We start from the raw sequence: 22,648 nt of genomic DNA, 5'->3' as shown, positions 1-22,648 counted from the left end.
CTCCGAAACGCGAATTCACGCTTTCTTAAGGAGCTGTCGCAGATTTGCACGGACGGGTGGCGGTGCACCGCCGAGTTGGCCGCTATTCGCCGGCCAAGCGCATGTAGACGTCTTCGTAGCGGATGATGTCATCCTCGCCCAGATATGCGCCGGTCTGCACCTCGATCAGCACCATCGGCAGCTTGCCGGGGTTTTCGAGCCGATGCGTCTCGCCGATCGGGATGTAGACGGATTCGTTTTCCGTCACGAGGCGGGTCTCGGTTCCCAGCGTCACCAGCGCGGTGCCCTGCACGACGATCCAATGCTCCGCCCGGTGGTGATGGCTTTGCAGGCTGAGCGCAGCGCCGGGCTTGACCGTGATCCGCTTCACCTGAAAACGATCACTGAGCACAAGGCGTTCGAACCAGCCCCAGGGCCGGTGATCGCGTGGAAAATCCGTGGCTTGCGCGGCGTTTCGCGCCTTTAGCGCGCTGACCGCCGCTTTCACATCCTGCGCCCGCGAGCGATGCGCGACAAGCACCGCATCGGGCATCGCCACCGCGATCACGTCCTCAAGCCCGATCCCGACCATCTCGATACGCGGATCTTCGGAGCGCAGCAGGCTGTCGCGACAGTCAATCGCCGTCGCGGGCCCCGAGAGCGTCACCCCATCCGGGCGTGTCCCCGGATTCGCACGGCGCACGGCTTCCCAGTCGCCAAGATCGGACCAGCCCGCCTGCACAGGCATGACGGAGACGGTCTCGGCCCGCTCCATGATCGCGTAATCGATAGAGATGTCGGGGGAGTCGCTCCATGCCTCCGGATCGAGGCGCAGAAATCCCAAATCGGCGCACGCCGCAGCAAAGGCTTTTTCAACCACAGCGAGAACCGTCGGCGCATGGGTTCGGGCTGCGTCGAGGATTGCCCCTGCCGAAAACAGGAACACCCCGGCATTCCACAGGTAATCCCCGCTCTCATACATCGCGCAGGCCTGCGCGACGTCAGGCTTTTCGATGAACCGGACCAAAGGCATTACGCCCTGCGCATCTGCTTCCCTACCGGGTTCGAGATAGCCATACCCCGTTTCCGCACGGTCGGGCGTGATGCCGAAAGTCACCAGCCGCCCTGCCCGCGCCGCAGGCTCCGCCGCCGCGATCGCGTGCCAAAACGCGTCTGAATCGGCGATGACATGATCCGACGGAGCAACCAGCATCAGCGCCTGCTCTCCGGCCTTTTGCGCGACCCAAAGCGCGGCCGCGAGTATGGCGGGCGCGGTGTTGCGGCCCTCGGGCTCGAGCATCACCGCGCCCGGGTCGATCCCGGTATCGGCAAGCTGCTCCGTCGCGATGAAGCGAAAATCGGACTGTGTCAGGACCACGGGGGGCGCGAAACCCTCACCCGACAGCCGTTCGGCCGTGGCCTGAAACAGGGTCTTTGGGCCAGTCAGTTCTGCGAATTGCTTCGGGTAGCTGCGCCGGGACAGTGGCCAGAGCCGCGTGCCCGATCCGCCCGCGAGAAGAACCGGAGTGATCATGTGTATCCTCCCCAAAACAGCGGCAGATTTTCTGCCCGGCACGAGCCTTGCACAGGTATCCCTAACGCAAGGTTAACTTCGGATCGGACAACCTAAGCGCGCACGTTTCCGCGCAGGTTCGCCTTGCCTGATTGACTTTCCGCGCCCGATCCCTCAGCCAATACGGGCGTAATTCGATTGAACAGAAAGCCCTTTCATGACCGATCAAAGCCCGGCCCGCGCGTGGCATGTGGCCCAGTTCAAGCCCAACAGCGCCGCGATCGCCCGGCGCAATCTGGAGCGGCAGCGGTTCGACATTTTCCTGCCGATGGTCGAGACGACGCGTCGCCAGTCGGGCAAGTTCGTGACCCGCAGTGCGCCACTCTTTCCGGGCTATCTTTTCGTGCGCGAACATGAGAAATCGGCGCGTCTGGGCGCGGTGAACGGCACGCAGGGGATCACGCGGCTCGTGGCGCTCGCGGGGCGCCCGACACCGGTTCCCGATGCGATGATCGAGGCGCTGCGCGCGCGCTGCGATACGCAAGATCAGCTGCAGCCACTGCCGGACTACGCAGCGGGAGACGAGGTCACGCTGGCGACCGGCCCCTTCGCGGATTTCGTGGCGACGGTCGAAAAGGTCGATGCCGAGAAGCGGGTCTGGTTGCTGCTGGATTTCATGGGCCGCGAGACCCGGATCAAGGCGACATCCGACGCCTTGATCTAGCCCCGCAAGCCAGCGCGACAGCCTAGCCTTTGTGCCGCTCATACGCGGCCAAGGCGCGCGCGCGTCCCTCTTTCAGATCAATCAGCCGTTCGGGGTAATCCTGTTCCGGCGACAGATGCCAACTCTCTGGGATCGCTTCGAAATAATCCGTCGCCGTCTCGGGCGGGTTGGCCTGTCCCTCGGCGATGAAATCCTTCCGGTAGCGCCCGTCCCTGTCGAATTTCTCGAGCTGCGTCTCGGGGTTGAACACGCGGAAATAAGGCGTCGCGTCCGGCCCCGGCCCGGCCACCCATTGCCAGCCCATCGCGTTGCTCGCCGGATCCCAGTCGATCAGGCAATCCTCGAACCAGCGCAGCCCGACCCGCCAATCGGTCATCAGGTGCTTGCTGAGATAGGAGGCCACGATCATCCGCGCGCGGTTATGCATCGTCCCGGTGACATACATCTCACGCATCGCCGCATCGACGAAGGGCTCGCCGGTCATGCCGCGCCGCCACGCCTCGGCGTCGTTATTGTCGCGCCGCCAGTCGAAGCCGTTCCACTCCTCGCGCCAGTTGCGCTCTGCCATGTCGGGCCAGTGGAAGAACAGATGCCACGCGAATTCGCGCCAGACGAGCTCCTTCAGGAAGGTCTCGGCGCCTTGATTGCCCTCGCTCATGTAGCGATACCCGGCGTGCCAGATCGTACGCGGAGAAATCTCGCCATAGGTCAGGTTTTCCGACAGCCCCGAGGTGCCGCCCGAAGCGGGCACGTCGCGCTGCGTCTTGTAGTCCGAGAGGCGATCGCGCAGGAAATTCGACAGCCGCGACTGGGCGGCGCGCTCGCCGACATTTACATGTTTCGCGACGATTGCCGCACCGCGCCGCATCGCCGCGCCCATCTTCCAGTCGTCTAGCTTTTCGGCGTCAGGCCAAGTATTTGGAGAACGAAGTTCAGACACCGTCTTAACTTCCGGCGGGATGTCCGTGCCCTTCACCGCGTTCCAATAGGGGGTGTAGACCTTGTAGGGCCCGCCTGTTTTCGTCTCCACGGTCCACGGCTCAAACAAGAGATGCCCGGTGAAGCTTTTGGCCTCGATCCCCGCCTCGGAGAGCGTGGATTTCACCTCCGTATCGATGTCGCGGCCCGGCTTGTCATAGCGGCGCGACCAATAGACGGCGCCCGCCCCCGTCTCCTCGATCAAGGCGCGCAGGACCTTCAGCGGCGCGCCTTTGCGCAGGATCAGCTTCGAGCCTTTCTCCGCGAGGCTCTCCGCGAAGGCCTCCACGGCGAGACCGAGCCGCCATTTCGCCGCCGCCCCCAAGGCTTCGACCTGGTCGTCATGGATGAAGACCGGGATCACCGGGGCACCGGTCTTCGCAGCCGCCGCCATCGCCTCGTGATCGTGGAATCGAAAGTCGCGCCGCAGCCATAACAGGACGGGGGTGTCACTCATGCTCGTCTCCTTTGCCTCCCTTTCCCTACGCGCCGCGCCCGATCCGGTTCAGTCGCGCCCAATTTTTCCGCAACGCCCCTCCGCGTCGAGGCTTTTCCACACATTGCCGCAGGGCTTCTGCCTATCTGCCGTGCAAATGCCTCTTGCGAGGGCGAAAAAGCCGCTCTAGCGTTTTCACAAAACGAACACAAAACAGGGAATATGCAATGAAGACTTCTGCTCTCCTACTGGCGGGGATTGCCGTGGCCGCGCTGAGCGCCCCGGCCCGCGCCGCCGATCCGGACCTGACCATCTTCGATTGGGCCGGTTTCGAAATCCCCGGCCTCTTCCAGCCCTATATCGATAAATACGGCGACAGCCCGACCTACGCTTTCTTCGGCGATGACGACGAGGCCTATCAGAAACTCGCTTCGGGCTTCAAAGCAGACGCGGCGCATCCCTGTTCGCAGATGATCTCGAAATACAAGGATGCCGGCCTGATCGAACCCTGGGACGTCTCGAAGATTCCGGAATTCAAGAATATCGACCCCAAGTATCTGAATTCGAAGATCTTCGTCGATGACGACAAGAACGTCTGGTACCTGCCGACCGACTGGGGCGCGACCGCGATCGCCTATAACCCCGACAAGGTCCCGGCCGAAGATGTGGCGAGCCTCAATGTCTTCATCAATCCGAAATATGCGGGCCGCACCTCGCTGCCCGACAGCTCGGACGATGTCTGGGCGCTGGCCTATCTCGCGACCGGCGTGACCGACTGGACGAATGTTACCGACGAACAGTTCCAGGCTGCCGCCGACTGGCTGCGTGAAGCCAACAAGAACGTGCAATCCTATTGGACCGACCCCTCGCAGCAGGCGCAGCTGATGGCCTCGGGCGAAGTGCTGGTCGCGTGGTCGTGGAATGACGGCGTCGCCTATCTGCAGGACGACAACTACCCGGTCGCCTTCCAGCGCGAAGCGAAAGAGGGCTCGTCGACCTGGTTCTGCGGTTTCGTGAACCTCAAGGACGGTCCCGGCTCGGAAGAGAAGCTTTACGATTTCATGAACGCATGGCTGCGCCCCGAGGCGGGCCCGGTTCTCGTCGACGAGATCGGCTACGGTCACACGAACACCGAAGCGATGAAGCTGATCCCGCCGGAGCAGCTGGAAACGGCGGGCCTGACCGAGATCAACGCGCCGATCCTCGCCCAGACGCCGAACTCGCCGGAGCTGCGCGAAAAGCAGCTGGCCGAGTTCGAGAAAATCAAGGCTGGCTTCTGATCACTGCGCCGAATAGATCACAGCGAAGGGCCGCGTCTGACGCGGCCCTTTTTAATTCCCCCTGCTGCGCTAGCTGCGTCCAACCGACCATTTGAGACAGACCATGATACTCGACGCCGCCATTATCATCCTCGCCCTGATCGTCCTTGCCGCGATGTTCCTGCCCCAGCTACGCGATCGCCCGAAATGGCGCGCGATGGTGACCCCGCTGGCCTCGATCATCGGCTCTGGCTTTCTGGTACTTGGCCCGATTTTGGAGGTCCGCTACGGCAGCTTCGCCCCGCTCGCGATGGCGGCTTTGTGTGCTCTGGGCTGGTTTTTCGGGGCGGCGGTGCGCGCCAATATCCGCGCCGAGGAGGTGCCCGACACCGCCGTGATCAAACGTATCGAAGAGGTGGCGCAGCTCGCGCTCGCCTTCGCCTATGTCATCTCAGTCGCCTATTACCTCAACCTGTTCGGGGCCTTCGCCGTCTCGCTCACTCCGTGGAACACGGATTTCGCGGCCCGCGCGGTAACCACGGCGATGCTCGCCATCGTCGCCATCGCCGGGTTCTCCGGAGGGTTCAAACGGCTCGAGCAGATGGAATATGCCTCGGTCGCGCTCAAACTCGCGATCATCGCCGGTCTGATCCTCGGGCTGGCGGTCTATTTCGGCAAGGTGGCCGTCGCCGGCGATCTGGTGGTCGATGCACCGACGCTGGGCCCGTGGGACTCGCTGCGGCTGCTCTTCGGCCTGATCGTGACCGTGCAGGGGTTCGAGACCGCGCGTTATCTGGGCAAGAGCTACGATGCCGACACCCGGGTCGCCGCGATGAAATGGGCGCAGATGCTCGCGACCGCGATCTACATGGTCTATATCGCGCTGCTGGCTTACATCTTCACGCCCAACGCCCATAACCTGACCGAGACCGCGATCATCGACATGATGCGCGTCGTCGCTCCGATCCTGCCCGCGATGCTGGTGGCCGCAGCGCTGGCGGCGCAATTCTCCGCCGCCGTGGCCGATACCGGGGGCGCGGGCGGACTGATCGCGGAATTCTCGCGCGGGAAAATCCCGCAAAAAGCGGCCTATCCGGTGTTGATCGGCGCCGGGATCGCGCTGACTTGGACGACCGATCTGTTCCAGATCATCTCCTACGCGTCGCGCGCCTTCGCGGGCTATTACACGCTGCAAGCGGTGCTCGCCGCGCTGCAGACCGAGGGCACGAAACGCTACGCGTTCTGGGCGCTCGCCGCTTTGGGGGTTGCGATCACACTTCTTGGCATTCCGGCCGAAGGCGACTGATCGGCCGGGCAGCTGCGGCTCAACTCTCGGCAAGCGCCTGCGCATGCAGCCGTGCATCGAGCGCGTAATAATCGCCGATAAAGCCGCGAATATCGTCTGTCAGGAACGCCTCATAGGGCGGCGTGCGCGCACCCATCCACTCCCCCGGAAGCGCATCGGCGAGATTACGGGACGGCCGCCCGCGCGCCTTTTGCGCGGCATTGGTCAGCCCCAACCGGATGTCGCGAAGCTCCTCCGGCAAGCGATCGCGCAGGAAATTCTCGAAACTCTCGATCTTCTCCAGCGCGAACAGCCAGTCCCAGCGGCGATTTTGCAGGTAGCTCCACTGCGCGGCCCAATGGCTGTCCTGCACCTCGCGCGCGGTGGCGTTGATGTAGAAACAGAGCTGGCGAAAGCTCAGCCCGCGTTCGATCATCTCGCGGTCCGGATCGTCCCCACCCGCGAAAAACGCATAGACCGGGCGCGTATGATGCAGCACCGAGTCCTGCATTCGATTGCGTCCGAACTTGTCGCAATAACAGCTGACCAGCCGGTCGACGGGATCGCGCAGCAGCGCGACCGAGACCCAGTCCGGCGCATGATCGACACGGTCCCGCGCGGCGAAAGCCCAATGGCGCGCCTGCATCCGGCTTTGCCCGGAATCGAGCCAGTAATGCGACATGCCGGGTTCGGGCCGCCCGTCGCCCACCAGCCGCAGCGCCCAATCCTTGACCGACGCATTGGCGACCTTCGCGATCGGACAGAACACCACGCGCGCGGGTGCGATATACAGCATCGCGCCGTCATACTGGCTGCGATCGTGATCGCGCAGCAGCCGCGCCTTGCGGCGAAATTCCTCCGATCCCCGCAACTCGCGCTCGACATCGGCGACGGACGCGCGCCGCTCCTTCAACGCTCTCTGCGCCGCCTCTTTCGCGGGCCGTCCGAGATACGCCTGGAACAAGGTGTCGATCGCGGCGGGCGTGGCCTGTATCTGTGCGGCGAGGTCGGGATCGGCAAAGGCGGCAGTGTGCGGGGGCAAATCTTTCATGCGGCGAGACTTTCATAGCGGGAGATCAACGGCGCAAGCTGCGCGGGCCAGCCATATTGCGCGACCTCGTCCGGGCGGCGCTGCGAGCCTATCGCGCCGGTCATGGCATCGCGCAGCAAGCAGCGAAACTGCTCCGGGTCGTCTGCGACATGCACGCCGCTGAGGCGTTCAGCCTCTTCGAACCCGCGCATCGCGGGGCGCATCGCGATGACAGGTTTGCAGGACATAAGCGCCTCGGCGGTCTTGAGATTGGTGCCGCCGCCCTCGGTGATCGGAAGGCAGATGGCGCGCGCGTGATGCAGAAGACCGCTCAAGGCTTCTTCCTCCACCACACCAAGGGGCACGACGAATTCCGCGTTCATTTGCGCGTGCCGCCGAAAGCGGTCGTCGGTGGTGATCAGATGGGTCATGCCGCCCGCCATGGCGAGGCGGCTGCGCGGTGGCAGGAAGCCGGGAATTTCGCCGATGGATGCCCAATAGCCGCGCGCGTTCGGCGGATGGGCTGAGCCCGCGACAAGCGCGTAGGGTCCGTCTAGCGGCGCGGACGGGACCGTTTCGGGATCGGGCGCCCAGCAGCCGTTTGGCGCGACAACGACCTCTGCCGCGCCCGGAAGACCGGCGAAATGGCGCGCATCGGCGTCACAGACCGCGACGGCAAGATCGGCCCTCGCGACGAGCGCGGCCTCGAGCGCCTCAGCCTCCGCGCGCCAATGCGGATCGATCAGCGCGGCCTCGACATTATGCGCGGAATAGATCAGCCGGGCGCGGCGCAGGACCGGATCGCGGTTTAACGCCTCGGCGAATAGCGGATAGAGCCACGGATGCTCGAACTGCACCGCATCGGGGGCGAATTCGCGTAGCTCCCTGATCAGCCCTTCGATCAGCGGATGATCTTTGAGCGTGTCGGAGAAATGAAGATCCTCACGGCGCTGCGGATCGTGAAGACGCGGCAGCAGCGCGTCCGGCACTGCCGATCGACGCTCATCCGGCGAGCCGTCCGGATAGCCGCGGGTCGAGTAGATCGGGACGTAGCGGAAGATGTTGCCCGCCGCGCGCGCCTGCCGGGCGATGGCTGCAACCCGGCGCTGGCCGCCATGCAGAGGGCGGTGGATCGGGTAATGACCGAAAGCTGCGATCTTCATGCGGCATCCTCGCGATAGGGAATCGGCTGGCGCGACTGGTGGGTCCATGCAGGGTCGCGCGTGGAGGTGTCACCGCCGGCCGCTTCGAACCCGGCGGTGAGTGCCGCTCGAAAATCGGCCCATCGATGTGGCGTGAACCGCTCCGCTTGCGCACAGGCCGCGCGATAGGCCGCCTCGTCGTCCATCAGCGCCTCGGCCCGGGCCAGCCATCGCTCGCCGTCGAATAGCCCGATCGCCTCCGCGCAGCCCTCCGCCGCCTCGATCAAGGCGGGCGCATCCGATGTCAGACAGGGTTTGCCATGCAGAAGCGACTCGACGACCGGGAGCCCCCAGCCCTCGTAATGAGACGGGTAGATCGTGTAGCGGCAAAGCGCATAGAGCGCCTGCAGCTCGGCGTCGTCGACATCATCGAGGATGCGGATCGCGCCATGCGGCAGGCCGGGATCGGCGCGCACCATTTCAAGCAGCGGGCCGATCGACCAGCCGGGCTGCCCGACCCAGACCAACGGCATGATATCGCCCGCGCGGCGCGCAGCCAGTTCACGCCAGAGCCGATAGGCGAAATCATGGTTCTTGCGCGGCTCCTGCGTGCCCACCATCAAAACGTAGCCCCCAGGTTCCAGATCGCGATGTGCGAAGAGCCCCGCGAGATCGGTGGCGGACGCGGTCTCGCGGAACGCATCCGCGCCAAGCGTCACGACGTGCACCTTCTCTGGCTGCAACTCGGGATAGCCGCAGCGGGCGGCATGGGCGAGCAGATCGCGCCGCGTCACCTCCGAATTCGTCCAGACCCGATCCACGCCCCAGAGCATCCAATGCAGCGCGGGCGGAAAAGTCTTGCGCGTCGTGGGTTCGGCGACATGCCCCCAAAGGATCGGGATCAGGTCATGGATGTAATAGCTCAACCGCCACCCATGAGCGGCCCGCATCTCATAGGCGGCCCGGTAGCGCGCATCGCCCCAGAACCCACCGGCAGAGACATACTCGCCCACCTCTTCCGGCGCGATCCGATTTCGCTCCGCGCAGATCTGGTCGTGGACCGTATGCACCAGGCCGTAATGCGCCCGGTGATTGAGCGCATCGAGGGCCCGGATGCGCGGCGCGATCCCCGGCGCGACCCGTTCCAGAGCCACTAGCCCATGGCGCATCAGGGCATATTCCTCACCGCTCAACCGCAGCAATTCCTCCGCCACCGCGCTCTCGCGGCGCAAGCGGGTCTCGGCCTCGTCGTATCGCCCGCCCTGCCCGACAGCCCGCATCCTGCGCCGAGCGCGCCAGAGAAACCGTCCGATCCGCGCCCAGGAGCGCCAGCGCCGCGGCGCAGTCGAAGCGCGCGCAGGCGCCTCCGGCTGACAGCCGTTGCGGAAGATCACCTCCTCGAAGATCGCCTGAGGGATGCGATAGAACCCGCCGCGCGCCTCATCATAGATCGCCGGTACCGCGCGCGTCCCAAACCGGGTGGCAAACGCCCGCCAGACCTCATGCTCCACCCGCAGGATGCCCATCGGCCGCCAATGGCGGAACTGATAGCTCGTGCTGAGATCGATCAGGATCAACTTGTCGCTCATCGCGCCCCTCCATGGCCAGTTCTTGGCCCCACTCGAGCTATAACGCGCGGCAAGTTCACGTCCGGTTAATACGCATCCATCCCATCCGACGCCTTGAAGCCCCCCGATCTTCCCCCTATATTCCAAGACGTTCCCGGCAACGGGGACTATGGGCATAAACGCGCATGAAATAAGCGGATCGGACCCGGGGGCGGTACCCGGCGGCTCCACCAATCAACCCTCGTTGGGGGAGAATGGGGCCGAAATAGGATCGACGAACGTGTAAAGATGTTTGCTTTGTCCCGGTGAGCTACCACCGTTATCGGTGCGATTTGTACAGTTGCCAACGACAACCGTGCTCCGGTCGCTCTGGCTGCGTAAGCAGCTCGGGTAACCGAAACTTAACTCCTTGCGCTTAGCCGCGTAAGGCGGGGCCCGCAGGAGCCTTGCAACAGAATCCTGCACTTTCCCCCCTCTTTTTGCGATGCGACCGGTGTTAACCGGTTTGAAATCCGTGCCTGCCATGGTGGCCCTCAGGACCGACGGGAAACGGAGGGCGCGATGTCCCGGCTTGCGAGGATCGAAACGTGGCTCCATGCCGTATGGGGCGAAGGTCGGCTGGACGAGGTCGACGGGCTGTTCGATGCCGAGGCGCAGGCGGACGGGCTGATGCCGGGGCTCGAATTGCGACCGCAGGAGTTTCGCGAGCTGGTGCCGGCCCTGCGCGCGCATCTGCAGGACATCAAGATCACCGTGCTGCGCCATGTCGAGACGGAGGACTGGCTTTGGACGCTTCTGAAAATCGCCGGGAAATCCGCACAATCGGCGCGCGCGGTGGAATTTACCGGGCAACTGACGATGCGGTTTCGCGGCGACAAGATCGTGGAGGCGTATAATAATTACGATGTGATCGCGCTCTTCGAGGCGTTGGAGATGATGCCGCGCGACACCGTCGCGCTGTGCCTGTCGGGCGAAGTGCTGGGATAGGCGCGGCCCCCGTGAGGTTCTCCCCAAGGTTGCGCAAGATCGAAGACCGCCACACCCAGCACATGCCCTCGACGTCAGCCTTCGCGCGGCTCTGCCCGCCTTGCGGCCCGCCACGAATCCCCTATGCTGAGCCCGAGAAGAAAGGGACCCGGCCATGACGCAATCCATTGATTACGGCAACCTGATGCATCACGCGATGCGCGGGCTGATCCAGACAGTGCTGAGCGACATCGCAGCCAATGGTCTGCCCGGCGAGCACCACTTCTTCATCACCTTCGACACCCGTCACCCCGATGCCGAGCTGGCCGATTGGCTGCGCGAACGCTACCCCGAAGAAATGACCATCGTCATCCAGAACTGGTATGACAATTTCGAAGTGGGCGAGGACGGGTTCTCGATCACGCTGAATTTCGGCAATTCTCCCGAGCCGCTTTATGTGCCGCTCGACGCGATCACCACCTTTGTCGACCCCTCCGTCGAATTCGGCCTGCGTTTCGAGACGCAGGAATATGACGAAGACGACGAGATCGAAGAGGATGAGGTGGCCGAGGAAGAAGAGGCCGCTCCGGCCGCGCGTGGCGAGGCCGAGGTCGTCAGCCTCGATCAGTTCCGCAAGTAACCCGGTGGTTTCGGAGCCTCTGGACCGCGACACGCTCCTCTCGCTCTATCACGGCTATCTCACTTGCCTGAATGAACAGAACTGGGCGCAGCTCGGCGATTTCGTGCATCCGGAGGTCACGCATAACGCGCGCCCGCTCGGCCTCGCAGGGTATCAAGCGATGCTCGAGGACGACCATCGCGCGATCCCCGACCTGCACTTCCGCGCAGAAACGCTCGTGGCCGATCCGCCGGTGATCGCCGCCCGGCTGCGTTTCGACTGCACGCCCGTGGGAATGCTCTTCGATCTGCCGGTGAACGGCCGCCGCGTGACCTTCGACGAACATGTCTTCTATCGCGTCACCGATGGCCGCATCCGCGAGGTGCATTCCCTGATCGACCGCGACGCAATCGCCGCACAGATCTGAGAGCCACACCAAGTATACCTCCGTATACCGTTGCAAAATCCCTCCGCGCGCCCTATCAGTGCGAGCGAAAGATTGCGCGCAATCATGGAGGCCCAGATGACCGCGACCCGCACCGAGACCGACAGCTTCGGCCCGCTTGAAGTTCCCGCCGACAAATATTGGGGCGCGCAGACGCAGCGCTCGATCATGAACTTCCCGATCGGCTGGGAGCGCCAGCCCGTCCCGATCATCCGCGCGCTTGGCGTGATCAAGAAAGCCTGCGCGATGGCCAACAAGGCGCAGGGCAAGATGGACGCGAAGATCGCCGATGCGATCATCGAAGCCGCGGGCGAAGTGATCGAGGGCAAGTTCGACGACAACTTCCCGCTGGTGGTCTGGCAGACCGGGTCGGGCACGCAGTCGAACATGAACGCGAACGAGGTGATCTCGAACCGCGCGATCGAAATTCTGGGTGGCGAGATGGGCTCGAAAGACCCGGTTCACCCGAACGATCACTGCAACATGGGGCAGTCCTCGAACGACACGTTCCCGACCGCGATGCATGTCGGGATCGCGATGCAGGCGCGCGACGTGCTGCTGCCGGGTCTGCGCAAGCTGCACGCGGCACTCGAAGCCAAGTCCGAGGACTTCAAGGACATCATCAAGATCGGCCGCACGCACACGCAGGACGCGACGCCGCTGACGCTCGGTCAGGAATTCTCCGGCTACGCCCATCAGGTGAAGAAGGGGATCGAACGCGTCGAAGCCTGCCTCGGCGACATCTACGAACTGGCCCAAGGCGGCACCGCCGTAGGCACCGGTCTGAACACGCAAGTGGGCTGGGCCGAGACGGTCGCGGCGAACATGGCCGAGATCACCGACCTGCCCTTCGTCACCGCGCCGAACAAGTTCGAAGCGCTCGCCGCGCATGATGCGATGGTGATGTTCTCGGGCGCGCTGAAGACCGTGGCCGCCTCGCTCTTCAAGATCGCGAACGACATCCGCCTTCTGGGCTCGGGCCCGCGCTGCGGTCTGGGCGAGCTGATCCTGCCGGAAAACGAGCCGGGCTCCTCGATCATGCCGGGCAAGGTGAACCCGACGCAGGCCGAAGCGCTGACCATGGTTTGCGCCCATGTCATGGGCAACGACGCCGCCGTCGGCATCGCCGGCTCGCAAGGCCATTTCGAGCTCAACGTCTACAACCCGATGATGAGCTACAACGTGCTGCAATCGATGCAGCTCCTGGGCGACAGCGCCTCGGCCTTCACCGACAACATGGTCGCGGGCATCGAGGCCAACGAGCCGCGCATCGAGAAGCTGCTGCACGAGTCGCTGATGCTGGTCACCGCGCTCGCGCCGACCATCGGTTACGACAACGCGACCCAGGTCGCGAAGACCGCGCATAAGAACGGGACCACGCTGAAGGAAGAAGCGATCAAGCTTGGCTTCGTCGACGAGGAAACCTTCGACAAGGTGGTCCGCCCCGAGCAGATGATCGGCCCGAAAGCCTGATCCAAGCTTCCATGAATAACGAAGGGCGGCCCCGGTGGCCGCCCTTTTGTGTTCGGCGGCTCTGCCCCTTCGTCTTGTTCAAATATCCCGGGGTGAATGCCGCAGGCAGAGGGGCAGCGCCCCTGCCCGGCCCGCAGATCTCAGGCCAGATGAAGATGCACGCGGCGGTTCATCTTACCCTTCTTCTCGATCTTGCCGATCCTGAGACCGCCGATCTCGCCGGTCGAGGCGACATGCGTGCCACCGCAAGGCTGCAGATCGATCCGGTCCGCCTCTTCGCCGATCGCGACCAGCCGGACCCAGCCCTGACCTTTGGGCGGCGCGACCGAGAGCGTCTTGACCAGATCGGGCTGCGCCTCGAGCTCGGCATCGGTAATCCAATGCTCGACCACCTTGAGGTCCTGCGCGATCCAGTCGTTCAACTGACGCTCGATTGCCTCCAGATCCTCGGGCCGCTCCGGCATATCGAAATCAAGCCGTCCCTTTTCAGAGCCGATCTGCCCACCCGTCACCGGCAGCGGGATCGCGACCGACAGCAGGTGCAGCGCGGTGTGGACGCGCATGTGACGGTGACGCCGTTCCCAGTCTAGATGTTGCTGGACCTGTGCGCCAACAGGCGGCAGCGGCTGGGGCTCGGCGGGCACCAGGATCACCGCGCCGGGCGCGCCGGGTTCGGCCTTCACCGCGGTCGCGATCTCGATCTCGCCGCCATCCCAGACCAGTTTACCACTGTCGCCGGGCTGACCGCCGCCGGTCGGGTAAAAGATCGAATCCGCGCAATAGATGCCGCCCTCATCGGTCAGGCCCGTCACCCGGACCTCGAGATCGCGGGCATAGGGGTGTATGCGGTAGCTTTGCTGCTGCGGCTGTTTAGCGGTCTCCGGCATCGGCCTCTCCGTCTGAAGTGTCGTGGCGCTGCTCCTCCATCCCCTCGGGCCCTTCGCCGGGCTGAGGCTTGCCGTAATCGGCGCGGGTGACGGGGCGCTTGGTGTCGCTGTCGTCTTCGCCCGAGTCCTCGAAGGTCTCCTCCGCATCCGCGTCCTCTTCGGTCTGCTCGTCCTTGGGCCGCAGAACCTCGGGGTTGCGCAGCCACACGTCGCGCTGTGCGAAGGGAATTTCGATTCCGGCCTCGGCGAAGCGTTGATTGATCTCGTGGTTCATCTCGCTCTGGACGCGCAGGATGAAGTTCACGTCCGAGAGGATCACGCGCACCTCGAAATCGAGGCTGTCCGCGCCGAAACCTTTGAACATCACCACCGGCTCGGGGTTCATCATCACCAGCGACTGGTTCTCGGCGACTTCGTGCAGGATCTTCTCGACCTTGCGGGTGTCGGTGCCGTAGGCGACGCCCACCGGCACGATGAGGCGGCCCGTGACATTGCCGCGCGTCCAGTTCGTCACCTGCCCCGAAATCAGGTCCGCATTGGGAACGATGACTTCGGTGCGGTCGAAGGTCTCGATCCGGGTGGAGCGCACGGAGATCGCCTTGACGATCCCCATCTGGCCATTGACTTCGATCCAGTCGCCTTCGGAAATCGGGCGCTCGATCAGCAGGATGATGCCCGAGACGAAGTTCTGCACGATGGTCTGCAGGCCGAAACCAACACCGACCGAGAGCGCACCGGCGACGATGGCGAGCGAGCTGAGGTCGATCCCGGCCGAAGAGATCGCGATGATCGCGGCGAGGAAGATCCCGAGATAGCCAAGGCCCGAGACGATGGCGTTCTGCCCGCCCTTGTCGATCTTGGTCTTCGGCAGCAGCGAGGTCTTCAACGCGCCTTGCAGGAGCCGCGTGACCATCAGACCGATCACGAAGACGATCGCGAAGGTCAGGAAGATGCCGGGCGAGATCGTGACGCCGCTGACCGAGACGCCGTTCTGGAACCGGGTCCAGAGCTCGGCCAGATCGGCCGGACGCGCGCCCCAGATCAGCGCCGCCGGCGGCATGGCGAGCAGGCCCAGCAAGAAGCCGATCAGCGCCGGGATCAGGGAGTCGCGGCCGTCATCCTCGCGCCGGGTGACCAGAACGTAGACATCGGTGAAGAACTGGTTGAGCACGAGAACCAGCGCGATCAGCCCCAGCGTCAGTATGGTCGGGAAGATCAGCGCATTGGCGGCGTTGATATAGCCGATCCCGCCCAGAACCGGCGCGACCACCGCGACGCCAATCAGCGCATTGCCGAGCGCGCCGACAAGACGGTCGCGAAACGCGCCTTCCTCGCTCCCGTTGGTCTCGTTGCGCAGGTGACGGCGCAGCAATTGACCAAAGCGGAACAGTGCGATCGCTGCAAGGACCTGCAGCGGGAAGACCAGAACGCCGAAACCGGCGTCGAGCGTGTGCCCCGCCGCGTCGATCTCCTTGGCAGTTTTCGCGCTACCCTCGAATACGTCCTGCCCGCGGGCCACAAGCCAGTCACCGAACGGGCCCTGGATCGCGGCGAACACGGCCAGCGAGATCGTCAGCACCCGGCCTTCGCGGCGCCGTTCGCTTTGCAGCGTGAAGGGCGCGGCCTGCCGGTCATTGCGCGGGAAGATACGGCCCGAAAGCCAGAAGGCGACGAAGGCCGCGCTCAGAACCACGCCGATCGCGAGCAACAACTCCAACCAGCGCGCGCCGAACAGCTCCGTCTGCACCAGCGCGGCCTCAAGCAGCGCGATCCCGGCGATCGGCAGCAGGAGCTGACCCAGCGAGACGATGAAATCGATCACCCGCTGCGCGTTGCGCGCCAGACGCGCCTCCAGCACATCGGCCAGCTTGTCGATCCATGTCCGCCCGCGCAGCACCAGCATAAGCGCCACCAACAAAAGGCCCACGATCGCAGGGGCGTTGTTGCGCGCATTGGCGTAGGGGTCCGGCTGATCGAGTTGCTGCCCCATCTCGGAGGCAAGCTCGGAGGTCAGCCCGGTGAGGACTTTCACCCCCTCGGGCCAGTTGATCGGATTGAGCGGCGAAGGTGTCAGCCGCAACAGCTTGTCTGTCTGACGCGCGCGCAGAACCTGATCGATATTGGCGACGATGGAATCCGCGCGGCTGGCGGCCTCGGTCGCGCGCAGCGCCGGCGCCTGTAGCTTAGCGAGCTCGTCGTTCAGCTTCTTGCGCCGGTCGGCAATCGCCTGATCCTCGCTCTCGCCCTCCTTCGGCGGGGGCCCGAGCGCTTCGATCTGCGCCTTGACGGTCGAGATCTGGCTGGCGTTGATATCCTCGGCCGCCTTGAATTTCTCGCGCCAGTTGACGACGTCCTGCCGGATCTTGTCGAAGGCCGGACGCTGAGCCTTGTCGGCCTGCACCATCTGTTCGGCTTCGGTCGCGGTCTTTTCCCATGCCTTGTAATCGGGCGTTTCGGGGCTTTGCGCGAAACCAAACCCGGGGAGCGCCAGCGCGACGGCCAGCAAGAGCAGACGCGCCAAACGCAGGATCATCCCTCAAAGACCTCCGGCATCTCACGCGGGGCCCGGTCGAGCCATTCCGGCACAGGCAGCCCCTTGCCCTTGAGGAAGTCGGGATTGAACAGTTTCGACTGGTAGCGGTTGCCGTAATCGCACAGCACCGTCACGATCGTGTGGCCCGGCCCCATCTCGCGCGCCATGTGCATCGCGCCCGCGATATTGATCCCCGAGGAGCCACCCAAGCAGAGGCCTTCTTCCTGCAGCAGGTCGAAGACCACCGGCAGCGCCTCGCTATCGGGGATGTTGAAGCTCATATCTGGGGTGAAGCCTTCGAGATTGGCGGTGATCCGCCCCTGCCCGATGCCTTCGGTGATCGAGGAGCCCTCGGATTTGAACTCGCCGGTCGTGTAATAGCTGTGCAGCGCCGCGCCGTCGGGATCGGCGAGGCCGATCTTCACGCCCTTGGGCTGCAGCGCCATGCCGGTGCCCGCGAGCGTGCCGCCCGAGCCCACAGCGCAGATGAAGCCGTCGACCTTGCCGCCGGTTTGATCCCAGATTTCGGGGCCGGTCGTCTCGATATGGGCCTGCCGGTTCGCGGTATTGTCGAACTGGTTGGCCCAGATCGCGCCATGCGGATCGGTCTTGGCCAACTCCTTGGCGAGCCGCTCGGAATAGCGCACGTAGTTGTTCGGATTGCGATAGGGCGCGGCCGGAACCTGCACCAGTTCGGCCCCCGCCAGCCGCAGCATGTCCTTCTTTTCCTGGCTCTGCGTCTCGGGGATCACGATCACCGCGCGGAAACCCATCGAGGCGCCCACGAGCGCGAGACCAATGCCGGTATTGCCCGCGGTGCCTTCGACGATCGTGCCGCCGGGCGCAAGCTCGCCGCGCTGGATCGCGTCACGGATGATGAACAGCGCCGCGCGGTCTTTCACAGATTGGCCGGGATTGAGAAATTCCGCCTTGCCGAGGATCGTGCAGCCGGTCTCTTCCGATGCCTTCCTGAGCTTGATGAGCGGGGTATTTCCCACCGCCGACGCCAGATCGCTGCAGATACGCATCGCGCATTCCTCCCGTATCGAGTAACCCCCAACGGGGCCGTTGAAATCAGACTTAGGACGCGGCGCGCGCCACCTCAACCCCGCGATTACGCGACGCCAGCCATCCGCTGCAGTGCGGCGCGCTGCCCGGCGAGCCAGAGCGCGAGCACGACCAGCGGCGCGTTGCCCGCCTCGCCGGTCGCAACCAGCGTCATCAGACGCTCGAACGGCACCAGATGCGCGCGGATATCTTCGTGCTCATCGGCCTTGCCGCCAAGCTGTGCGGCCTCGTCGGGCAGATCGGCAATCCCGATATAGGAATAGACGAATTCGCTTTTCGCGCCGGGCGACGGGTAGTAGCGCGGGGCCTCGATCAGGCGCGCAATCGTGATCCCGGCCTCCTCGCCCGCCTCGCGCAGCGCCGCCTCTTCGGGGGTCTCGCCGGGATCGACCCGGCCCGCGATCGCCTCGATCATCCACGGGTTCGGCTCGCCCCGCGCCAGCGGCCCGGTGCGGATCTGTTCGATCAGCATCACCCGGTCGCGCACCGGATCATAAGGCAGAACGACGCTCGCATCGCCCGAGACGAAGGCGGCCCGGTCGAGCTTGGCGCTCATGCCGCCGGCGAACAGCCGATGTTCGAGCTTGTAATCCTCGACGGCGAAAAACTTTGCATAAGCAGTCTGTTGCGCATCGATCTTGATGTCGCCTTCATGCAGATCCCGGCGCAAATGCTGCGCCATCGGGGCCGCGCGGGCGCGCAAGGTAGAGGCCGCGCGCACGAGGATCGCGTGATAGCGCGCATTGGCCGCGTCAGGCCCCACGGCCTGCGCCTCGGCGATGAAGAGCCGCGCGGCCTCGGTCTTCAGCGCGGCCCATTTCGGAGCCCAGTCTCCGAGTGTCCACGCGTCGCCCACGTCCCAGCGCCCCGCTTTCGGCAGCCACAGCTTCGCCTCGCGCGGCCCCGATCCGGTCTCGAGTTCGCGGAGCTCGGCATCGTAGCCATCCTCATACCACGCGATGCGCTCGGCCTCGGCCTTGGTCAAGTCGGCCACGACGCCGCGCGTCACAGCGTCCGGTGTCGCGATCAGGATCGGAAAGCCCAAGCCCTGCCCCTCGCGACAGGCCTCATGCGGGGCGAAGCCCTCCAGCCGCGCCGGAACGAGCTGCGGCACACGACCGATGACCGCCTCCAGCAGTGGCGGATGACACAGCGTGCCGTAGAAGAAATGTGGTTGCATGACCGTCCCCGCAGCTTGGCACATCATGCGCCACAACCTGCAAGGCAGGCGCGCGATGTCAAGCGGAGGGTGTGGTGGTAGGTTTCGTGCTCAGCGCCCGTAGCGGCGATGCGCGAGTTCCGACAGGAGCCCTGCCCCCATCGCGCCCAAGCCCAGCGTAATGACCGGCGCCACCCCAAGCGAGGCCAACCCGATCGAGGCGCCCTGCCCGATGACGTCGGTCACGGCGGAGAGCACATCGTCATAGCGCATGCGCAGCGCCAGTTTCAGCATCTGCATCACACCGAGGAAGGCGAAGGTCCACAGCAGGACGTAAAGCCCGCCGCGCAGCCCGTCATTGATCGCATCGACCCAGCGGCGCCCAGCGGAAACCCCGACCACGCGCCAGCCGAACAGCAGCCCGAACGAGCCCATGATCAGCCACAATTCCTTCGCCCCGTCGGTGCCGGCGGGAATCGCGGGCATAATCTGCTGCGCGGCGAAGAACCCGGTCGCCCCAAGCGCCAGCGCCGCGAAAAGTTTCGCGATCGTAGGGATTTGCGCCTGAGAGTTGCGCACGGCAATTCGGTGCATCATGTCGGGCCTCCATCTCGAAACCAAGGAACGGTTTGAGGGTGATCCCCTCTGGTTAACGGGCGATTACGGCGAAACTATGAAAAGTTTACGCTGCGTAATTTGCTATGGAAAAGGCCCGGGGCATCGCTGGCCGGGCCTTTCGCGTCTATCGGAATGCGGCGCTGCGCGCTTTAGCCGATCCGGTAGTTCGGGCTCTCGCGGGTGATCGCGACGTCGTGGACATGGCTTTCCTTGAGGCCCGCGCCGGTGATGCGGACGAAATTGCAGTTCGTGCGCATCTCGGCGACCGTGGCGGAGCCGGTATAGCCCATCGCCGCGCGCAGACCGCCCACGAGCTGGTGGATCACCGCGCCTGCGGGGCCCTTGTAGGGCACCTGCCCCTCGATGCCTTCGGGGACGAGCTTGTCGTTCGCCGCATCCTTCTGGAAGTAGCGATCGGCCGAGCCGCGCGCCATGGCGCCGAGCGAGCCCATGCCGCGATAGGATTTGAACGAACGGCCCTGATAGAGGATCACTTCGCCGGGGCTTTCATCGGTGCCCGCGATCATCGAGCCGACCATGGCGCAGCTTGCGCCCGCCGCGATAGCTTTCGCGAAATCGCCCGAGAACTTGATGCCGCCATCGGCGATGATCGGCACGTCGCCCGCCGCGCTTACGCAATCCATGATCGCGGTCAGCTGCGGCACGCCCACGCCCGCGACCATCCGCGTCGTGCAGATCGAGCCCGGGCCGATGCCGCATTTCACCGCGTCGGCACCCACGTCGATCAGCGCCTTGGTGGCGTCTGCCGTGGCTACGTTGCCCGCGATCACCTGCACGTCGCTCGACAGTTGCTTGATGCGTTTCACCGCGTCGATCACACCCTGGCTGTGACCATGCGCCGTGTCGACCACCACGATATCGCAACCCGCGTCGATCAGCGCCTCGGAGCGCTCGAAGCCAGCATCGCCCACGGAGGTCGCAGCGGCCACGCGCAGGCGGCCCAGATCGTCCTTGCAGGCGGTCGGGTTGAGCACGGCCTGCTCGGTGTCGCGCAGGGTCAAGAGGCCCGTCAACTTGCCTTCGTCATCGGTCACCAGCAGCTTCTCGATCCGGCGCTCGCGCATCATCGCGATGGCTTGGGCGCGGTCGGCGGGCTCTTGCAGGATCGCGAGACGGTCGGTGGTCATCATCACCGAGACCGGGGTTTCGTCCTTCTGGGCGAACCGCATGTCGCGGTTGGTCACGATCCCCACAACGCGGCGGTTTTCATCGACGACCGGGAAGCCGGAGAAGCCGTAGCGTTCGGTCAGCGCCTTCGCATCGGCGAGCGTCTGATCGGCGCGCAGCGTGATCGGATTGTAGACGATGCCGCTCTCGAAGCGCTTCACGCGGCGGACCTCATCGGCCTGCTGCTCGACGGTGAGGTTCTTGTGGATCACGCCCACGCCGCCCGCCTGCGCCATTGCGATCGCCATGCGCGCCTCGGTGACGGTGTCCATCGCGGAGGACAGAAGCGGGATGTTGAGCCGGATTTTCTTCGTCACCTGGGTCGAGACATCTGCGGTAGCCGGAAGCACCGAAGAGGCTGCGGGAAGAAGAAGAACGTCGTCGAAGGTGAGCGCCTCGCGAATCTGCATGGGGGGTCTCCAGTGTCCAGATGCGTTTGGCAGTTTGCTGTTTCACGCAATGGACGCGAAGGCAACCCCTCGCGGACGCGCTGCGCAGGGGGTGTGCGCGAACGAGGGGTATGGCGCCATCGTGTCAGCCTCCTACGGTGGCGCGGGGCGACCAGCCCCGGGCCGCGCCCGACCCTCCCCACGGGAGGGCGCATTGGCGCTATCATCGCGGGAACGACCGACTTACGGGCTTGCAGGATAAACCGCCCAGCCACGTGCGGAGCAAAGCGCCCACCCGAGGCTCGGGCGCCGCCCTCCGCGCTCAGGCAATCGCGGCGTTGGTCTTCATCGCGAGCTGACCCTTCGCCCAAAGCTGCAGCACTTTCAGCGCAATCGGCACCACGATCAGCGTCGCTGCCGTCAGCATCAGCGCGCCGGGCAACGCCCAGACCCCGCCAAGCGCGAGCCAGCACCCTGCCGTCGCAGCCGCTGGGAAAGTGAACGCGCCCCAGAGCGGCGAGAAGCCCCCTGCGAGCAGCCAGCGTATCGACACGACCAGCGCCAGAAGAAAGGCCGCCGCGAGGATCGCCATCGCCTGCGCGATCCCCATCGCGCCGAACGCGCTCGCCACGGTGCCGATCAGCGCCGCAGGCGCGAGGTGAATGGCCAAGAGCGGGCGCAGCGGTGCAGGCACGCGCTCGCGGGAGAATTGCTGCAACGAGATCATCCAGATCACGACCGCCGACAGCATCGCGACCCAGAACATCACCAGCGCCACCGTATCGAGCCCAAGGATGACGCCCGCCACTGCGCCCACGATCCAGCCCGAGAAGGTCAGCTGCCATGTGGGATTGACGCGGCGCTGCTCGGCCGGGCCGGTTACGAGCGTATAGATCACCGCTGAGATCAGCCCCAGATGCACCGCGACGCCCAGCCAGAAGATGACGGTGGCGAGCCCGCCATAGGGCGCAAGCGAAGCCGCGATCAGATAGATCGTCAGCGTTCCCGCGGCGAGCCCCGCACGGCCCGGCAGCACGCGCAGATCCTCGAACACCACGCCCGGACGCCGCACGACCTTCGCGCCATAGGCTATCAGCGTGAACAGCGCGAGCAGGGTCACCGCGCCCAGAAACAGCTCCGCCAGATCGGGCGGCAGCGCGAATTGCCCGACGCCGCGCCGCCACGCGATCCCGAGGCCCATCAGCCCCAGCACGGGCGGGAACATCGCGGGCGGGGTGCGGCGAAACAGGCCCTTGGGCGTCATCTTGGGCGGGGCGAAGGACATGCGCTCTCCTCGGGCAATCGGAAAATCGTTTCGGTCGCGCAGAAGCTTGCAATATTTCGCGCGCGGCGAAAAGCTGTCCGAGGTGCGACAGGGTGTCAGGAGGC

19 protein-coding genes and 1 other RNA gene are annotated in these 22,648 nt (G+C 64.8%); 8 read left to right on the top strand and 12 right to left on the bottom strand.

Translation table 11 applies throughout. From position 1 onward, the window contains the following. Nucleotides 1-82 precede the first annotated feature (82 nt). Nucleotides 83-1,513: a mannose-1-phosphate guanylyltransferase/mannose-6-phosphate isomerase gene (locus BMI91_RS12810; RefSeq protein ID WP_078605222.1), complete on the bottom strand. Its 1,431-nt coding sequence runs from the start codon at nt 1,511-1,513 to the stop codon at nt 83-85. Nucleotides 1,514-1,709: 196 nt separating this feature from the next. Here BMI91_RS12810 and nusG point away from each other — a divergent pair, with 196 nt between their 5' ends. Then, nucleotides 1,710-2,216, top strand: coding sequence for a transcription termination/antitermination protein NusG (gene nusG, locus BMI91_RS12805; RefSeq protein WP_078605220.1), 507 nt, complete (start codon nt 1,710-1,712; stop codon nt 2,214-2,216). Nucleotides 2,217-2,238: 22 nt separating this feature from the next. Here the strand turns inward: nusG and BMI91_RS12800 are convergent, their stop codons facing one another. Next, a complete protein-coding gene (locus tag BMI91_RS12800) occupies nt 2,239-3,651 on the bottom strand; it encodes a cryptochrome/photolyase family protein (RefSeq protein WP_078605219.1) in 1,413 nt (470 codons plus the stop codon). 206 nt (nt 3,652-3,857) lie between these two features. Between BMI91_RS12800 and BMI91_RS12795 the strand changes: the two genes are divergently transcribed. Next, nucleotides 3,858-4,910: an ABC transporter substrate-binding protein gene (locus tag BMI91_RS12795; RefSeq protein ID WP_078550536.1), complete on the top strand. Its 1,053-nt coding sequence runs from the start codon at nt 3,858-3,860 to the stop codon at nt 4,908-4,910. A gap of 103 nt (nt 4,911-5,013) precedes the next feature. Continuing rightward, on the top strand, nt 5,014-6,195 hold the full coding sequence (locus BMI91_RS12790; protein WP_244176630.1) for a hypothetical protein: 1,182 nt from the start codon (nt 5,014-5,016) through the stop codon (nt 6,193-6,195). Nucleotides 6,196-6,214: 19 nt separating this feature from the next. Here BMI91_RS12790 and BMI91_RS12785 read toward each other — a convergent pair whose 3' ends face one another. The 3 genes from BMI91_RS12785 to BMI91_RS12775 are packed head-to-tail and all read right to left on the bottom strand — an operon-like array spanning nt 6,215 to nt 9,935. Further along, nucleotides 6,215-7,225, bottom strand: coding sequence for a sulfotransferase family 2 domain-containing protein (locus tag BMI91_RS12785; protein ID WP_078605217.1), 1,011 nt, complete (start codon nt 7,223-7,225; stop codon nt 6,215-6,217). Beyond that, on the bottom strand, nt 7,222-8,367 hold the full coding sequence (locus BMI91_RS12780; RefSeq protein WP_158522155.1) for a glycosyltransferase: 1,146 nt from the start codon (nt 8,365-8,367) through the stop codon (nt 7,222-7,224). The genes BMI91_RS12785 and BMI91_RS12780 overlap by 4 nt, the downstream gene beginning before the upstream one ends. Beyond that, nucleotides 8,364-9,935 carry a glycosyltransferase family 4 protein gene (locus BMI91_RS12775; RefSeq protein ID WP_078605214.1) on the bottom strand — a complete coding sequence of 524 codons (1,572 nt, stop codon included), beginning with the start codon at nt 9,933-9,935 and terminating at the stop codon, nt 8,364-8,366. The genes BMI91_RS12780 and BMI91_RS12775 overlap by 4 nt, the downstream gene beginning before the upstream one ends. 89 nt (nt 9,936-10,024) lie before the next feature. Here BMI91_RS12775 and ssrA point away from each other — a divergent pair. The 5 genes from ssrA (at nt 10,025) to fumC (ending at nt 13,417) form a co-directional block, all read left to right on the top strand. Then, nucleotides 10,025-10,380: a transfer-messenger RNA gene (gene ssrA / locus BMI91_RS12770) on the top strand. 95 nt (nt 10,381-10,475) lie between these two features. Further along, a complete protein-coding gene (locus BMI91_RS12765) occupies nt 10,476-10,901 on the top strand; it encodes a nuclear transport factor 2 family protein (RefSeq protein WP_078605212.1) in 426 nt (141 codons plus the stop codon). 154 nt (nt 10,902-11,055) lie between these two features. Then, the gene (locus BMI91_RS12760) at nt 11,056-11,520 is read left to right on the top strand and encodes an SspB family protein (protein ID WP_078605210.1); all 465 of its coding nucleotides are present in this window, start codon (nt 11,056-11,058) and stop codon (nt 11,518-11,520) included. A 4-nt stretch (nt 11,521-11,524) separates the two neighbouring features. Continuing rightward, nucleotides 11,525-11,926 (top strand): ester cyclase, encoded by a 402-nt coding sequence (locus BMI91_RS12755; protein ID WP_244176629.1) that lies wholly within the window; start codon nt 11,525-11,527, stop codon nt 11,924-11,926. Between the two features lie 96 nt (nt 11,927-12,022). Next, complete coding sequence (fumC, locus tag BMI91_RS12750) at nt 12,023-13,417, top strand: class II fumarate hydratase (RefSeq protein WP_078605206.1); 1,395 nt, start codon at nt 12,023-12,025, stop codon at nt 13,415-13,417. 140 nt (nt 13,418-13,557) lie between these two features. Here fumC and BMI91_RS12745 read toward each other — a convergent pair whose 3' ends face one another. From BMI91_RS12745 to BMI91_RS12715, 7 genes are all read right to left on the bottom strand, one after another. Beyond that, on the bottom strand, nt 13,558-14,304 hold the full coding sequence (locus BMI91_RS12745; RefSeq protein WP_078605204.1) for an alanyl-tRNA editing protein: 747 nt from the start codon (nt 14,302-14,304) through the stop codon (nt 13,558-13,560). Then, nucleotides 14,288-16,837 (bottom strand): DUF3772 domain-containing protein, encoded by a 2,550-nt coding sequence (locus tag BMI91_RS12740; RefSeq protein ID WP_093477123.1) that lies wholly within the window; start codon nt 16,835-16,837, stop codon nt 14,288-14,290. The genes BMI91_RS12745 and BMI91_RS12740 overlap by 17 nt, the downstream gene beginning before the upstream one ends. Beyond that, a complete protein-coding gene (locus tag BMI91_RS12735) occupies nt 16,834-17,865 on the bottom strand; it encodes a cysteine synthase A (RefSeq protein ID WP_078601507.1) in 1,032 nt (343 codons plus the stop codon). The genes BMI91_RS12740 and BMI91_RS12735 overlap by 4 nt, the downstream gene beginning before the upstream one ends. Before the next feature lie 86 nt (nt 17,866-17,951). Next, nucleotides 17,952-19,085: an NUDIX domain-containing protein gene (locus BMI91_RS12730; protein WP_158522154.1), complete on the bottom strand. Its 1,134-nt coding sequence runs from the start codon at nt 19,083-19,085 to the stop codon at nt 17,952-17,954. Between the two features lie 90 nt (nt 19,086-19,175). Beyond that, the gene (locus tag BMI91_RS12725) at nt 19,176-19,661 is read right to left on the bottom strand and encodes a TrgA family protein (protein WP_078605200.1); all 486 of its coding nucleotides are present in this window, start codon (nt 19,659-19,661) and stop codon (nt 19,176-19,178) included. A 170-nt stretch (nt 19,662-19,831) separates the two neighbouring features. Next, nucleotides 19,832-21,280, bottom strand: a complete 1,449-nt coding sequence (guaB, locus tag BMI91_RS12720) for an IMP dehydrogenase (RefSeq protein WP_078605199.1) — start codon at nt 21,278-21,280, stop codon at nt 19,832-19,834. A gap of 301 nt (nt 21,281-21,581) precedes the next feature. Next, complete coding sequence (locus tag BMI91_RS12715) at nt 21,582-22,544, bottom strand: TDT family transporter (protein WP_078605197.1); 963 nt, start codon at nt 22,542-22,544, stop codon at nt 21,582-21,584. Between the last annotated feature and the right edge of the window lie 104 nt (nt 22,545-22,648).

Origin of the sequence: Thioclava sediminum, from assembly GCF_002020355.1 — a bacterium.
Classification (GTDB): Bacteria; Pseudomonadota; Alphaproteobacteria; order Rhodobacterales; family Rhodobacteraceae; genus Thioclava; species Thioclava sediminum.
This window is presented reverse-complemented; position numbering and strand designations above follow the sequence as displayed.